Source organism: Xanthobacter aminoxidans, from assembly GCF_043193615.1.
Lineage (GTDB): Bacteria > Pseudomonadota > Alphaproteobacteria > Rhizobiales > Xanthobacteraceae > Xanthobacter > Xanthobacter aminoxidans.
The window spans coordinates 1,180,139-1,195,132 of sequence record NZ_JBAFUS010000002.1; the positions used below are offsets into that span (position 1 = coordinate 1,180,139).

A 14,994-nucleotide genomic window follows, 5' to 3' on the forward strand; every position below is an offset into this window, starting at 1 on the left:
TGGTCTCCTTTGTGGGCGCGCGCCGTGTTCAATCGCGGACGAGGGCGAGGTCCGGCGCGTCAGGATGCTTCATGCCCACAATATGGTACCCAGCATCCACATGATGCACCTCGCCGGTCACACCCCGCGACAAATCGGAGAGGAGATAGACGCCCGCATCGCCAACCTCGTCGGTGGTGACGGTGCGGCGCAGCGGCGAGTTCAGCTCGTTCCACTTCAGGATGTAGCGGAAGTCCCCGATGCCCGAGGCGGCCAGCGTCTTGATGGGGCCGGCGGAGATGGCGTTCACGCGGATCGCCTTGGGGCCGAGGTCAGCGGCCAGATACCGCACGCTGGCCTCCAGCGCCGCCTTGGCCACGCCCATGACGTTGTAGTGGGGCATCCACTTTTCCGCACCGTAATAGGTCAGCGTGATGAGGGAGCCGCCATTGGTCATCAGCTTCTCCGCCCGCTGCGCGACGGCGGTGAAGGAGTAGCAGGAGATGAGCATGGTCTTGGTGAAATTGTCCGCCGTGGTTTCCACATAGCGGCCGTCCAGCTCGTCCTTGTTGGAGAAGGCGATGCAATGGATGACGAAATCGAGGGTGCCGAACAGGCGCTCGGTCTCGGCGAAGACGGCATCCAGCGTCTCGGGCTCGGTGACGTCGCAGTGGCCGACCAGATGACCGCCCAGTTCCGCCGCCAGCGGCTCCACCCGCTTCCTCAGCGCCTCGCCCTGATAGGTGAGGGCGAGCTCGGCGCCATGGGCCCGCGCGGACTTGGCGATTCCATAGGCGATGGATCGGTTGTTGGCGACACCGAGAATCAGCCCGCGCTTGCCCTTCAGAAGACCGCTCGCGAAACCGTCCGTCGCCATAGACCCCACTCCACATGCTCAAGCTATTGAAACCCATGATGCCGGCCAGTGGACGCACCATGGGCGCGCTTCCTATGGCATGGGGCCATCCACCGTTCAAGCGAAGCTGGCGCGTCGCCCCCCTTGCATCGCCCGAGAGCGGATGCTAGATGCGGCGCCTCTGGATCGGAGTGTAGCGCAGTCTGGTAGCGCACCACGTTCGGGACGTGGGGGTCGCAGGTTCAAATCCTGCCACTCCGACCAGATGAAAATCCGGCCAGGCCGGAGACCCTGTCCCCCCATCATCTCGATGATTGTTCGCCGCCCCCGGGCGCGCCGAAGCACGCGTCACGTCTCGTGGATTCTTTCTGCTGCGTGAGGTTGCGTAGGGCATCTTTTACCGTCTCATGGTAGACGGGTGCCATGTTGTCCCGCCTTCTCCGCCGCACTCCCGCGCTCGCTCCGGACCGAATCGTGAGTCTCGGCGCGCTTTGCGAAGTGGCCTATCAGGTGCGCCGCCTCTCGCGGTCCGAGCGGGCCTATCCGTTCGATTGGTGGGTGACGCCGCTCGGCAGCGTGATGAAGGTGCTCGACGCCGGAGCGCCGGCTGTGTTCGAGGCAGCGCAGCTCATGAAGGTGCCGGATTACGGTGGCCACCCCGCGCTGTATTCCCACCTCTCGGGCACCATCCACCTCCACGAATTCCCCGCGGGAGAGGATTTTCTCGCCCTCGAAGAGGCGGAGATGGCGCGGCGCCTGATCCCGAAATACCAGGCCCTTCAGGCGCGGTTCCTGGGGGATTGCGCGCAGGGAATCACTCTGTTCGTCCGGCAGTGCCTCCCGGAGCACGATCCCAGGGAAGAGGCGCTGGAGGTGGCGATCGATAGCCTCCACGCGAAGCTGTGCACCATGGCCGCCGATCCCCGGCTGCTGCTGCTCGACTATGCGCCGGTGCGCCCCCGCCCGTGGCTGCTGACCGCAACCGTTCCTCGCCTGAAGGACTGCACCGATGTCGGCTCTCCCCGCGGGTGGGATCGCACATTTCGGTCCATGCGCATTTCCTGTCGGGGAGGCGATGCGTTCCGATTCGACGATCTGAAGGAGACGCTGGTGCCGCCTGGAGAGCCCGCTCCCTGATTCGCTTGCCCGTCACGCGCTCCCGCGCAGTCGCCAGGCGGCGAGGGCAAAGAGGGTGCAGGAGAGGGCGGCGAACAGGGCCAGGCCATGCGGGTGGATCTGCATGGCGAATCCCGCTCCCAGAGGGCCGACGAGCGCGCCGAGGCCCCAGAACAGGCCGGAGACCGCGTAGATGCCCACGAGATCGCCGCCCTTGAACCGGCTGCCCACCAGCGTGATCATGATGGTGTAGATGCCGACGAAGGCGCCGCCCCAGACGAACAGCAGGGCACAGGTCGCCACCACGTTGCCGAGCGCCAGCGGCCAGATCGCCGCTCCGACCGCCGAGATGACCGCGAGCAGGATCACCAGCCTGCGGCGGTCCATGATGTCGCCGAGCCAGCCGATAGGCAGTTGCAGCAGGATGGCGCCGATCATCATCACCGACATCAGCCGTGTCGCATGCTCCTCCGCCCAGCCGAGCCCCACCGCATAAAGCGCAAGGAAGGAGAGGCCGGCAGTCTCGATGGTGGCATTCAGCATGGTCGCCGACAGGGCCAGCGGCGCGAGTCGCACGAAGCGCAGCGGATTGCTGATGGTCGGCTCGTCGAAATGCGGCGCGATCACCCTGGGCGACGCCACGAACAGCGCCGCGACCAAGGCCACGCCGGCACCCAGCAGATAGGGCAAGGCCCCCTCGGTGCCGACCAGGGAGAGAATCATCGGTCCGAGGGCGAGGCCGACCGACATGGCGGCGGTGTAGGCCGCCATGGAGCGGGCGCGGGTGTTCTCGGTCGAGAGCGCGTTGATCCAGGTCTCGGAGGTGACGAACAGCGCCTCCGCCGCCATGCCGAGGAACAGGCGGAGCACGAACCAGAGCCAGATGGCGGGCATGATCGGGAAGGCGGCGAGCGCCAGCGCCGAGACAGCGATGGCGAGGAGAATCAGCCGGCGGGGGCCGAGCAGGGCCACCATCCGCGGCAGGATGACCGCCGTCGCCAGCACCCCGACGGCGTGCATGGCGGCATTGGCACCGATCACGGTTTCACTGAGGCCGCGGGCGGCCAGATCGAACGCGATGAGCGGGGCGGTCAGGGAATAGGTGAGGCCGAAGACCATGGCCGTCGCGATCACCGCGCCACGGGCCACGAGGGTCGAGGCCTCGGGGAGGGCGGCGATCGCCGGCTCGATGCTGTCGTGGCTCACGGATGCACAGGCTCCGCCGGCTCAGAGGCGTCCTTGGTGCTTTGGCGAACGGGACGGGTGGAGCCGGTGCGCGCCCCAGTAACGCGGCGTAGGAAGTCCTTAAGCCGGTCGGCGAAGGGCGGCGGCGCCGGCTCGACGATGCGCTTCATGGTGAGGGCATAGTCGAGCACCAGGCCAGGCGTCCAACTCATGGCCTCTGCCCGCGAGCGGATGTAGGCGGCGGCCCAGACGTCCGGATTGAACATGAGGGTCGCCACCCGCAGCCAGGGCATCCGTGTGGCAAGGCTTCCCTCCAGCGCCGAATCGAGTGCTGCGGCCACCACGACCGAGCAATTGCGATCGGTGAGATTGTAGGTGTCCACCTGTCGGTAGCCGGCCCAGAAGGCCATGAGGCGCCGCGCATCGAAGCGGGTGAATTCCACCTTCTGGTCGGCCTCGCACCAGTTGGCGCATTCGTAGGCGTAGGAGGGCTGGAAGCGGCCCTTCACGTCATTCTCCGACGTTGCGCGCAGAAGGCGGGCAAACTCCGCCGGCGGGTGCTCAATCTCTTCCGCTGGATAGTGGCTGATGTAGAGATCGGGCTTGAGCTCAAGGGAGGCGTGGCCGGTTGATATGGCACCGCTGCGATCGACAGCCGCGATGTAGCGATCGATCACTGGATGATGGTTCCTCACGTCCGCCGAGCCTGTGGGCGTCCAGACGTGAACGATCATCGGCCCCTCCCAAGGGGGTAGCGGTGCGGTGTCGTCCGCGATCACCGGCGCGTTGTCGTACCAGTCCCGGCCGCCATAGATGGGCAGGCTCAGTATGGCCACTTCGGCGAGGAGCGCACGCAGCATCAGGCTCGCCCTGAGCATGATCCAGCCGGACATCAGCAGGAGCACGGCCACCGCGAGCGGCACCTTGAGTTCGTGCGCCAGGGGCCAGTGGCTGCCGATGAACAGCGCCAGGAGCAGTTCGACCACCCCCACCGCTACGGTCGCACGCCAGAGGCGGAAGCGCACAACCGCCGCAGTGGCGATGCGGGCCGCTCCGTCCACGAGAAAGGCGGTGCCGAACAGAAGGGACAACGCCATTCCGTTATGGGAGGGGTAATCGAGGATGAAGGTCCCCAGGAACACAAGCGCGGCCGCGCGGCCGAGCGCCAGCAGCCGGCTGCGCGTGCCCGAGAAGGCGAAGGCCGTCAGGAGTCCCAGCAGGCCCTCGAACACGAAGACGCCCCCGAACACCTGAGTCGCGACCGACATGGTGCCGTCCATGGCGTCGATCAGGATCAGGGAGGCGATAAGGAACAGCGCGGCCGCGACCAAGGTGAGCACCCACCAGCGGTCGCGCAATGCACGGGCTCCCACAAGCAGGAAGGCAAGCTTAACCATGGCGAGGCGGGGATCACTCAGCGGAAACCGCCGCAGGATGACGGTAAAGGGATCAAGAACGCAAGTCGTCCGCGCCGGTCGCGGGAAGGCTTTCGGAACTTCGCGGTGGGTCTCGTGTTCCGCTTAAGGACGCAAAACCATCGAGAGGTATTTCAATGACGAACGCCGACATGGATCGACTGAAGTCCGATGCGTCGGGCAACACGGGCCTCAGCGCCGTCCTCGCCGAGGCGGTGGAGGGCTTCTCCTCCACCGACGATGCGGTGCGCTTCCTCGCCTCTCGCGGGTTCGAGGTGACGGCATCGGACCTCGCCGCCGCCGCCAGCGACGCTGAGACGCCGGCGGAAGCGGAGGAATCGGAAGAAGCGGAAGAGGACGGCTACGTCGCGCTGATGCGTTTCGTCCGGCAGTCCTGAGGCATCACAGGATGGTGCCGTGGAGGAACAGCCAAGCCACGGAGAAATAGATCACGATGCCGGTCACATCGACCAGCGTCGCGATGAAGGGCGCGGAAGCGGAGGCGGGGTCGAAGCCGAGGCGCTTCAGCAGGAACGGCATCAGCGATCCCGCCAGCGAGCCGAAGGTGACGATGCCGATCAGCGCGGCGCCGATGGTGACGGCCAGGAGCTTCCAGTACTCGCCGTAGTCGAACAGCCCGGTCTGCTGCCAAACGACGATGCGGATGATGCCGATCACACCGAGGATGGTGCCGAGCGTGATGCCCGTCGGCAGTTCGCGCAGGGCGACGCGCCACCAGTCGCGCAGCCGCACCTGATGCAGGGCAAGGGCACGGATGATGAGGGAGGTGGCCTGCGAGCCCGAATTGCCGCCCGAGCTCATCACCAGCGGGATGAACAGGGCCAGCACGATGGCCTTCTCCAGTTCATCGGAGAAGAACTGCATCGCGCTCGCCGTGAACATCTCGGAGATGAACAGGATGCACAGCCAGCCCGCGCGCTTCTTGATCATCTCCTTGAAGGAGATTTCGAGATAGGGCTCGTCGATGGCCTCCATGCCGCCCATGCGCTGGACGTCCTCGGTCTGCTCCTCGATCATGGCGTCGATCACGTCGTCGACGGTCACGATGCCGAGGACATGGCCGGTCGTGTCCACCACGGGCACGGCGAGGAAGTCGTACTTGGAGATGGTGCGCGCCACCTCCTCCTGCGGCAGGTTCGGCGGCACGGTGATCGGGGTGTAGGGGTTTGCGACCGACAGGATCGAATCGCCGGGATTGCCCGAGATCAGCCGACGCAGCGACACCGTGTTCACCAGCCGCCGGGTGCCGGGGGAGAGCACGTAGATGGCGTAGACGGTCTCGCGGCTGCGCTCCACCTCGCGGATATGGTCGAGGGTCTGCTGCACGGTCCAGTTGGACGGCACCGAGACGAACTCTGTGGTCATCAGCGCGCCGGCCGTGCCCTCGGGATAGGTGAGCAGGTGGTCGATGGCCACCTGCGCCTCGGGGCTGAGTGCGTCCCGAAGGCGCCCCTTGGCCGGCTCCTCGATCCAGCGCAGCACATCGGCGGCGCGGTCAGCGGACATCCCTTCGAGAATGCCGACTGCCTTCTCCTGCGGCAGCGCCTCGATGACCTCGCAGGCATCGTGAAACTGCGGCTGGTCCAGCACCTCCACCGCCCATTTTAGCGGCATATGCGAAACCACGCCGGTCGCTTCCTCGGCGGTCTTGCCATTCAGGAATTCGACGATGTCAGCGACGTGCTCGTGCCCGAGCCGCGATGCGATAGCCGCGTCGGTCATATGGGTGTGTCCCGGTTCGAGGGGATGTGCAAGCTGGATCGGCACTGTCAGAAGCAAGGTGCCGGTCGAGCCGACCCATATCGGATAATCGCCATTTGATACAAGGGGATGAAACGCGGCCGGGACAACCGGCCACGTTGCCCTTTCGGCACGCCTTTACGTCACCTGCTAAGACACTTGCCTCGCCGGCGCGAAGGCCGCCTCAAGTGGGGGCGAAGGTGCCGTCGTCGCCGAGAAGCTCGAGGCGCCCCGTCGCCACGCCGAAATAGGCGCCATGCAGCTTGAGGTCGCCTTCCGCAACCCGCTCGGCGACCCAGGGGAAGCCGGCGAGGTTGGCGAGGGAGAGCTTGACGCAGCATTGCTCGCAGAAGCGCTGGCGCTCGTCCGGCGGAAGCCTGGCGTCTTCGGCCATGAGCCGTGCCGGCTCGGCGATCTTCATCCAGTCGGCGACGAAATCCTCTGCGCCGGGAGGGGCGCCGTCGAGCAGGGCGTGGATGCCGCCGCACTGGGCGTGGCCGAGCACCACCACCTGCTTCACCTTCAGCACCCGCACCGCGAACTCGATGGCCGCCGAAGTACCATGATAATTGGCGTCGGGCATGAACGGCGGGACGAGGTTGGCGACGTTGCGCACGACGAACATCTCGCCCGGGCCGGCGTCGAATATCATCTGCGGATCGACGCGGCTGTCCGAGCAGGCGATGACAAGCGTTTCCGGCTTCTGGCCGCGCGCCGCCAGCCGCTCGAACAGCTGCTTGCGCTCGGGCCATGCCGTTTCGCGAAACCGTTGGTAGCCGGAGATCAGTTCGTCCACGCGATCGCTCCCTTCAGTTACGCGGCCACGGAAGTCTGAGCGCGCCTGACAAGTCAAGAGCATGCCGCGCGGAACCGGAGTTCGCCTTGCCACGTTCTCATCGCGACGCCTTGAAAACGTGTGGAGCCAAGGACATGCGCGGAATTCTACTTTGGATCATGGGTGTTCCGATCTCGGTTATCGTCCTCCTGTACCTCTTCAACTTCCTCTGAGGCTGGAGCTGGGCGTGGCGATTGTTGCGCCCAGCCCGCTGATTAATCGCTGCGCAGATGGCTTCCGAAGGGAGTCTCGTTGCGGCCGGGCGCGGGGGCGCGTACTGAAGTACCAAATTACCCTTTCGAGCCCTTGCATGCATCGCGTGCCGTTGCTGATGCAAATTTAGCCATTTGCAATTCGCTCTCCTGCCCAATCGATGGGCATTCACTCCAGCCGCGCTCTCGTGGGCAGAGGCCGGACTGGAGCGAGGTATTGCGTGGCGCCTGCCTGTCTGGCGCCGCCTGCCTTGGCACGCGCCTTGCTCACTCTCCACTGGTCGGCCCGCTCGGGCCGTCGGAATAGGGGAGAGAGCGCATGCTCGGTTTGCTGGGACGGACGACCAGGAGGGGATTCGGAGCGCTTGCCGCAGCCGCCGTCGTCGCGGGCACGATGGGTGTGGGCGCGGCACGGGCCGAGGACACCATCAAGGTCGGCATCCTGCATTCACTGTCGGGCACCATGGCCATCAGCGAGACCACGCTGAAGGACGTGATGCTCATGCTCATCGAAGAGCAGAACAAGAAGGGCGGCCTCCTCGGCAAGAAGCTCGAGGCGGTGGTGGTGGACCCGGCCTCCAACTGGCCGCTGTTCGCCGAGAAGGCCCGCGAGCTGATCACCAAGGACAAGGTCGCGGCCGTGTTTGGCTGCTGGACCTCGGTGTCCCGCAAGTCCGTGCTCCCGGTGTTCAAGGAGCTGAACAACATCCTCTTCTACCCCGTCCAGTACGAGGGTGAGGAGAGCGAGCGCAACGTGTTCTACACCGGCGCCGCGCCGAACCAGCAGGCCATCCCGGCGGTGGACTACCTCGCCAACGAGGAGAAGGTGGAGCGCTGGGTGCTCGCGGGCACCGACTATGTCTATCCCCGCACCACCAACAAGATCCTCGAAGCCTATCTGAAGTCCCGCGGCGTGAAGGCCGAGGACATCATGATCAACTACACGCCGTTCGGACATTCCGACTGGCAGACCATCGTCTCCGACATCAAGAAGTTCGGCTCTGCGGGCAAGAAGACCGCCGTGGTGTCCACCATCAATGGTGACGCCAACGTGCCCTTCTACAAGGAACTGGCCAACCAGGGCATCAAGGCGACCGACATCCCGGTCGTGGCCTTCTCGGTGGGCGAGGAAGAGCTCGCCGGCATCGACACCAAGCCGCTCCTCGGCCACCTCGCGGCCTGGAACTACTTCATGTCCATCGACACGCCCGAGAACAAGGCGTTCATCGAGAAGTGGCACGCCTTCACCAAGAACCCGAAGCGCGTCACCAACGACCCGATGGAAGCCCACTACATCGGCTTCAACATGTGGGTGAAGGCGGTGGAGAAGGCCGGCACGACCGATCCGGACAAGGTGATCGCGGCGCTGCCCGGCATCAAGCAGGCCAACCTCACGGGCGGTACCTCCGAGATGCTGCCGAACCACCACATCACCAAGCCGGTCTTCATCGGCGAGATCAAGGACAACGGCCAGTTCGACGTGGTGTGGAAGACCAAGGACCTGATCCCCGGCGAAGCCTGGTCCAAGTATCTGGACGGCTCGAAGAACCTCGTCGCCGACTGGGTCAAGTACAATTGCGGCAACTACGACACCACCACGAACAAGTGCCTGGGCGCCGCAGCGAAGTAAGCGGCTGCCATTGCGCGGGGATCATCGATCCCCGCGGCCTTCCCAAGGCTCTTCACGGTTTTCATCTCGACCTCTCGTACCGTCCCTCGGGGCGCCTCTCCCTCTCCCCGCAAGGGGAGGGGGAGCCCTGCTGCACTCCCGATAAGGGCCGCCGGCTTGTCCGGCCGTGCCGGAGCGGATGACCTGAATGATGCGGCTGCCCCCTTCCGTACCGCAGGCGAAAACCTCGCCCAGCACGCTGCGGACCCTGCTTCTTTCCCTTCTTGCCGTGCTGCTGGCCGGGCTTGTGGCTTCGATCCCCGCCCGCGCGCAGAGCCAGCCGGACATTTCCGGCATCATCGCCAAGTTCGGCAACGACAGCTATTCCGACACCTCTGATGCGATCGCCGCGCTCGCCACCTCGGGCAGCCCGCAGGCGGCCGCCGTGGTCGAGGCGCTGGCCGCCGGCAACCTGCTTTATGATCCGGCGAGCAAGGCCGTCTTCATCCGCACCCCCAGCGGCATGGTCGATCCGGCCTCGGGCGCCATCGTCGGCAGCGCGCCGGCCACTCTCTCGCCGGTGCGGGCCAACAACCGCGTCCGCCGCGCGCTCGATGCCGCGGCCGGGGCGCTCACGCTGCTCAATGCTGATCCGGCGAAACGGCTCGATGCCGCCGCCGCCGTGTTCAAGTCCCGCGATGCTGCGGCGCTGCCCACGGTCGAGGCGGCCATCGCCAAGGAAACCGTGCCGGCGGTGAAGGCCGCGCTGGCGCAGGCCCGCGCCGCCATCCTCATCGGCAAGGCCGACGCGCCGGAGCCGGATCGCCGCGCCGCCATCCAGCTTATCGCGGCGCGTGGCGATCAGGACTCCATCAGCCTGCTGCGCAGCCTGCCGGCGAATTCGTCTCCGGCCCTCAAGGCAGCCGCCGAGGCCGGCATCACCAAGGCCGAGGAAAGCCTCAAGTTCTGGGCCGTGGTGCAGAATGTCTGGTACGGCCTCTCGCTCGGCTCGGTGCTGCTGCTGGCGGCCATCGGCCTCGCCATCACCTTCGGCGTCATGGGTGTCATCAACATGGCCCATGGCGAGATGGTAATGCTCGGCGCTTACACCACCTTCGTGGTGCAGGAGCTGATCCGCCAGAAGGCGCCCTATCTGTTCGACTGGTCGCTCACCATCGCCCTGCCGCTGGCCTTCCTGTTCACCGCTCTGGTGGGCATCCTGATCGAGCGCACGGTGATCCGCTTCCTCTATGGCCGGCCGCTTGAAACCCTGCTCGCCACCTGGGGTGTCTCGCTCATCCTGCAGCAGGCGGTGCGGTCCGTGTTCGGCCCGACCAACCAGGAGGTGGGCGCGCCTTCGTGGATGTCCGGCGCGTTCCAGATCGGGCAATTGTCCATCACCTACAACCGGCTCTGGATCATCTGCTTCGCGCTGATCGTGTTCTTCACCCTGCTGCTGGTGCTGCGGCGAACGCCGCTCGGCCTTTACGTTCGGGCAGTGACGCAGAACCGGCGCATGGCCGCCGCCATGGGCATCCGCACCGGCCGCATCGATGCGCTGACCTTCGGCCTCGGCTCGGGCATCGCCGGCATCGCGGGTGTGGCGCTCTCGCAGATCGACAATGTGAGCCCCAACCTCGGCCAGGGCTACATCATCGACAGCTTCATGGTGGTGGTGTTCGGCGGGGTCGGGAACCTCTGGGGCACTCTGGTGGGTGCCTTCACGCTGGGCGTCGCCAACAAGCTGCTGGAGCCGTTCGCCGGCGCGGTGCTGGGCAAGATCCTGCTGCTCGTCTTCATCATCCTGTTCATCCAGAAGCGCCCGCGCGGCCTCTTCGCGCTCAAGGGCCGGGCGGTGGAATCATGAACCGCACCCGCATCATCGACCGCACCGGCGGCATCTTCCTCATCGTGGTGCTGGCGGCGGGCGTGCTCATCCCCGCCTCCAACCTGCTGCTCCCCGCCGGCAATCCCCTGCACGTGCCGGACTACATGATCCCGCTGCTCGGCAAGTATCTGTGCTACGCGCTGCTCGCCGTGGCGGTGGATCTGGTGTGGGGCTATTGCGGCGTGCTCTCGCTCGGCCACGGCGCCTTCTTCGCCCTCGGCGGCTATGCCATGGGCATGTATCTGATGCGCCAGATCGGATCGCGCGGCGTCTACGGCAATCCGGTGCTGCCCGATTTCATGGTGTTCCTGAACTACAAGGAGCTGCCCTGGTTCTGGGAAGGCTTCAACATCTTTCCGTTCGCCATGCTGATGGTGCTTGTGGTGCCGGGGGCGCTGGCCTTCGTGTTCGGCTGGTTCGCCTTCCGCTCGCGCGTCACCGGCGTCTATCTCTCCATCATCACGCAGGCGATGACCTTCGCGCTGATGCTCGCCTTCTTCCGCAACGACATGGGCTTCGGCGGCAACAACGGCCTCACCGATTTCAAGGACATCCTGGGCTTCCCCATCTCCGCGCCCTCGACGCGCCTGACGCTGTTCTTCCTCTCCGCCGTGGCGCTGGCGGCGGGCTATCTGCTCTGCCGGGCGCTCGTCACCTCCAAGTACGGCAAGGTGCTGGTGGCGGTGCGCGACGCGGAGAGCCGCACAAGGTTCCTCGGCTACCGGGTGGAGAACTACAAGCTCGTCGCCTGGGTGCTCTCGGCCATGCTGGCCGGTGTCGCCGGGGCGCTCTACGTGCCGCAGGTGGGCATCATCAATCCGTCCGAATTCGCCCCCGCCCAGTCCATCGAGATGGTGATCTGGGTGGCGGTGGGCGGGCGCGGCACGCTGGTCGGTGCCGCGCTCGGCGCACTCATCGTCAATGCGGGCAAGACCTGGTTCACCGGCGTGCTGCCCGAAGCCTGGCTGTTCGCGCTCGGCGCGCTGTTCGTGCTGGTGACGCTTTTCCTGCCCAAGGGCGTGCTTGGCCTCGCGGCCAGCCTCTCCGAGAAGTGGAAGGCCCGCCGGCCGTCCTCGGCCCCCACCCCCAGCGCGACCCCGGCGGAGTGAGCCCCATGAGCATGCTGACTCCCTCTGCCGACCCCTATGCCGTCAAGTCGCAGGGCGCGCTCTCGCTGGAGGCCGAACTCGGCTTCCTGAAGGAGGAGCAGCCCGCCCCGGACCGAATGGCCCTGACCTCGGCGCTGCTCTATCTCGACAACATCACCGTCTCCTTCGACGGCTTTCGGGCGCTGAACGCGCTCTCCCTCGTCATCGGCGAGGCGGAGATGCGGGCCATCATCGGCCCCAACGGCGCCGGCAAGACGACGATGATGGATGTGATTACCGGCAAGACCCGCCCCAATCAGGGCGTCGCCCTGTTCGCCGGCACCAACGACCTCACCAGCCTGGACGAGGCCGCCATCGCCCAGCTCGGCATCGGCCGCAAGTTCCAGACGCCGACTGTGTTCGACATGCATTCAGTGGAGGACAACATCCTCCTCGCGGTGAAGGCCGACCGTCGCCCCTTCTCCAATATGGAGTGGAACCCGAGCCGCCACGAGCGCGAGCGGGTGGAGGAACTGCTGGAGCGCGTGCGCCTGAAAGACAGCCGCTATCGCCGGGCCGGTGACCTCTCCCACGGGCAGAAGCAGTGGCTGGAAATCGGCATGCTGCTGGCGCAGGAGCCGCGCCTGCTGCTGGTGGATGAGCCCGCAGCCGGCATGACCGACCAAGAGACGGCGGACACCGCCGTGCTGCTGAAGGAAATCGCCAAGACCCGCTCGGTGGTGGTGGTGGAGCACGACATGCAGTTCGTGCGCGACCTCGACGTGAAGGTCACGGTGCTGCACGAGGGCTCGGTGCTGGCCGAGGGACCGCTCGACCAGGTTAGCGCCGACGAGCGCGTCATCGAAGTGTATCTGGGGAGGTGAGGCCATGCTGAAGGTGGAAAACCTCGACCTCTATTACGGCGCCGCCCACACCCTGAAGAAGGTGTCGGTCTCCGCCGAAGCGGGCAAGGTGACATGCGTGCTCGGCCGCAACGGCGTGGGCAAGACCTCGCTCCTGCGTGCCATCGTCGGCCAGCGGCCCATTGCCGGCGGCTCCATCACGCTGGACGGCAAAGAGATTTCGAAGCTCTCGACGCCCGACCGCGCGGCGATGGGCATCGGCTTCGTTCCGCAGGGACGGGAGGTGTTCCCGCTGCTCTCGGTGAAGGAAAATCTGGAGACGGGATACGCCCGCCTGTCCAGCAAGGAGAAGTATGTGCCGCAGGAGGTGTTCGACCTCTTCCCGGTGCTGAAATCCATGCTGCGCCGCCGCGGCGGCGACCTCTCCGGCGGGCAGCAGCAGCAGCTCGCCATTGGCCGCGCCCTCGTCACCCGCCCGCGCCTGCTGGTGCTGGACGAGCCGACGGAGGGCATCCAGCCCTCCATCATCAAGGACATCGGCCGCGCGATCTCCTACCTCAGGGACAAGGGCGACATGGCCATCGTGCTGGTGGAGCAGTATTTCGAGTTCGCCCGCGACCTCGCCGACAGCTTCATCCTGATGGACCGGGGCGAGGTGGTGGCAAGCGGTGACAGGAGTGGGCTGGATGGCGACGATGTTCGCCGCCTCATGGCGATCTGACGCCACGTCGGCTCCCCTCCCGCCCCAGCGCCAGCGCAGCGAAGGCCGTGTCCGCATCGCCGGTGCGCGGTTCGGCGCGGTGACGCGCGTCGCCGACCTTGCGGAGGGCGGGGCCATGCGCGTGCGGGTCCCGCGCGGCGGGCCGGGGCTGGAAGCCGTCCTCGTCAACACCGCCGGCGGGGTCTGCTGCGGCGACCGTTTCACGATCGAAGCCTCGGCCGGGCCGGGCGCGCACCTCACCGTTGCGACCCCGGCCGCCGAGAAGGTCTATCGTTCCGATGGGCCTTTGGCGGAGATTTCCGTGTCGCTGGCAGCGCAGCAGGGCGCGCGGCTGGAATGGTTGCCTCAGGAAACCATCCTGTTCGACCGCGCCCGCCTCAAGCGCCGCTACGCGGTGGACCTCGCGCCGGACGCCACCTTCCTCTCCTTCGAGGCGCTCATGCTGGGCCGCCTCGCCCATGGCGACGTGATGGGGGAGGGGCATCTTGAGGACCACTGGCGCATCCGACGCGGCGGCGCCCTGGTGTTCGCCGATGCCTTCCGCCTGTCCGGCCCCATCGGCGCGCTGCTGGAGCGGCCGGCCGTCGCGGGCGGCGCCCGTGCACTGGCGACGCTCCTCTTCATCGCGCCCGACGCCGAGGCGCGGCTGGAGGAGGCGCGCGCCCTCATGGAGAACGTGCCCTGCGAGGCCGGGGCCAGCGCCTGGAACGGCATTCTCGCCGTGCGCTGGCTCGCCCCCGACATCGGGACGTTGCGCCGCGCCGCAACCTCGTTTCTGATGGCTTTCCGAAAGGCCCCGCTCCCCCGCGTGTGGGCCACCTGATGCTCGTTCGAGGAGAGATGCCGTGCTGCTGACGCCGCGCGAGAAGGACAAGCTCCTGGTCGCCATGGCCGCCGAGGTGGCGCGCAAGCGCCTCGCCCGCGGCGTGAAGCTGAATCACCCGGAGGCGGTCGCGCTCATCACCGACTTCGTGGTGGAGGGCGCGCGCGACGGGCGCACCGTCGCCGAGCTGATGGAGGCCGGCGCCAAGGTGCTCACCTCGGATCAGGTGATGGAAGGCATCGCGGAGATGATCCACGACATCCAGGTGGAGGCGACCTTTCCGGACGGCACCAAGCTCGTCACGGTCCACCACCCCATCCGCGGCACCCCCTCCGAGACGGTCCCCGGCGAATTGCTGCCGCAGGAAGGCGACATCCACTTCAACGAGGGCGCCGAGCGGGTCCACCTCACCGTCGCCAACACCGGCGACCGGCCGATCCAGGTGGGCAGCCACTACCATTTCTTCGAGACCAACCCGGCGCTCGACTTCGACCGGGACAAGGCGCGCGGCATGCGCCTCGACATCGCCCCCGGCACCGCCGTGCGCTTCGAGCCCGGCGCGACGCGGGACGTGACGCTGGTGCCGTTCGGCGGCAAGCGCGAGGTCTACGGCTTCCGCGCGGCGGTTCAGGGAGGACTCTGA

General features: G+C 66.6%; 14 protein-coding genes and 1 tRNA gene. 10 read left to right on the forward strand and 5 right to left on the reverse strand.

Annotated elements, in window-relative coordinates:
- Window positions 1-28: 28 nt before the first annotated feature.
- Complete coding sequence (gene fabI / locus V5F74_RS14540; protein ID WP_024278954.1) at window positions 29-856, reverse strand: enoyl-ACP reductase FabI; 828 nt, start codon at window positions 854-856, stop codon at window positions 29-31.
- A 166-nt stretch (window positions 857-1,022) separates the two neighbouring features.
- Between fabI and V5F74_RS14545 the strand changes: the two genes are divergently transcribed.
- Both V5F74_RS14545 and V5F74_RS14550 read left to right on the forward strand, forming a co-directional pair.
- Window positions 1,023-1,099: transfer RNA gene (locus V5F74_RS14545), tRNA-Pro, on the forward strand.
- Between the two features lie 210 nt (window positions 1,100-1,309).
- Window positions 1,310-1,972, forward strand: a complete 663-nt coding sequence (locus V5F74_RS14550; protein ID WP_197023032.1) for a DUF1796 family putative cysteine peptidase — start codon at window positions 1,310-1,312, stop codon at window positions 1,970-1,972.
- A 12-nt stretch (window positions 1,973-1,984) separates the two neighbouring features.
- Here the strand turns inward: V5F74_RS14550 and V5F74_RS14555 are convergent, their stop codons facing one another.
- Complete coding sequence (locus V5F74_RS14555) at window positions 1,985-3,157, reverse strand: MFS transporter (RefSeq protein ID WP_394008768.1); 1,173 nt, start codon at window positions 3,155-3,157, stop codon at window positions 1,985-1,987.
- The gene (locus V5F74_RS14560; RefSeq protein ID WP_394008770.1) at window positions 3,154-4,533 is read right to left on the reverse strand and encodes an HdeD family acid-resistance protein; all 1,380 of its coding nucleotides are present in this window, start codon (window positions 4,531-4,533) and stop codon (window positions 3,154-3,156) included. Before V5F74_RS14560 ends, V5F74_RS14555 begins: the two co-directional genes overlap by 4 nt.
- Before the next feature lie 155 nt (window positions 4,534-4,688).
- Here V5F74_RS14560 and V5F74_RS14565 point away from each other — a divergent pair, with 155 nt between their 5' ends.
- Window positions 4,689-4,949 carry a hypothetical protein gene (locus tag V5F74_RS14565; protein ID WP_394008772.1) on the forward strand — a complete coding sequence of 87 codons (261 nt, stop codon included), beginning with the start codon at window positions 4,689-4,691 and terminating at the stop codon, window positions 4,947-4,949.
- 4 nt (window positions 4,950-4,953) lie between these two features.
- Here V5F74_RS14565 and mgtE read toward each other — a convergent pair whose 3' ends face one another.
- The gene (mgtE, locus tag V5F74_RS14570; protein ID WP_029558589.1) at window positions 4,954-6,294 is read right to left on the reverse strand and encodes a magnesium transporter; all 1,341 of its coding nucleotides are present in this window, start codon (window positions 6,292-6,294) and stop codon (window positions 4,954-4,956) included.
- A 202-nt stretch (window positions 6,295-6,496) separates the two neighbouring features.
- The gene (locus V5F74_RS14575) at window positions 6,497-7,108 is read right to left on the reverse strand and encodes a carbonic anhydrase (protein WP_374251762.1); all 612 of its coding nucleotides are present in this window, start codon (window positions 7,106-7,108) and stop codon (window positions 6,497-6,499) included.
- Window positions 7,109-7,753: 645 nt separating this feature from the next.
- Between V5F74_RS14575 and urtA the strand changes: the two genes are divergently transcribed.
- From urtA to V5F74_RS14610, 7 genes are all read left to right on the forward strand, one after another.
- Window positions 7,754-8,989 carry an urea ABC transporter substrate-binding protein gene (gene urtA, locus V5F74_RS14580; RefSeq protein ID WP_374251838.1) on the forward strand — a complete coding sequence of 412 codons (1,236 nt, stop codon included), beginning with the start codon at window positions 7,754-7,756 and terminating at the stop codon, window positions 8,987-8,989.
- 187 nt (window positions 8,990-9,176) lie between these two features.
- Window positions 9,177-10,835, forward strand: a complete 1,659-nt coding sequence (gene urtB, locus V5F74_RS14585; protein WP_250165824.1) for an urea ABC transporter permease subunit UrtB — start codon at window positions 9,177-9,179, stop codon at window positions 10,833-10,835.
- Window positions 10,832-11,965, forward strand: a complete 1,134-nt coding sequence (gene urtC / locus V5F74_RS14590; protein ID WP_394008775.1) for an urea ABC transporter permease subunit UrtC — start codon at window positions 10,832-10,834, stop codon at window positions 11,963-11,965. The genes urtB and urtC overlap by 4 nt, the downstream gene beginning before the upstream one ends.
- A gap of 116 nt (window positions 11,966-12,081) precedes the next feature.
- Window positions 12,082-12,828: an urea ABC transporter ATP-binding protein UrtD gene (urtD, locus tag V5F74_RS14595; RefSeq protein ID WP_029558585.1), complete on the forward strand. Its 747-nt coding sequence runs from the start codon at window positions 12,082-12,084 to the stop codon at window positions 12,826-12,828.
- A 4-nt stretch (window positions 12,829-12,832) separates the two neighbouring features.
- On the forward strand, window positions 12,833-13,528 hold the full coding sequence (gene urtE / locus V5F74_RS14600; RefSeq protein WP_029558584.1) for an urea ABC transporter ATP-binding subunit UrtE: 696 nt from the start codon (window positions 12,833-12,835) through the stop codon (window positions 13,526-13,528).
- Window positions 13,494-14,351, forward strand: a complete 858-nt coding sequence (locus V5F74_RS14605) for an urease accessory protein UreD (RefSeq protein ID WP_348550888.1) — start codon at window positions 13,494-13,496, stop codon at window positions 14,349-14,351. Before urtE ends, V5F74_RS14605 begins: the two co-directional genes overlap by 35 nt.
- A 22-nt stretch (window positions 14,352-14,373) precedes the next feature.
- Window positions 14,374-14,994 (forward strand): urease subunit gamma, encoded by a 621-nt coding sequence (locus tag V5F74_RS14610; protein WP_081837726.1) that lies wholly within the window; start codon window positions 14,374-14,376, stop codon window positions 14,992-14,994.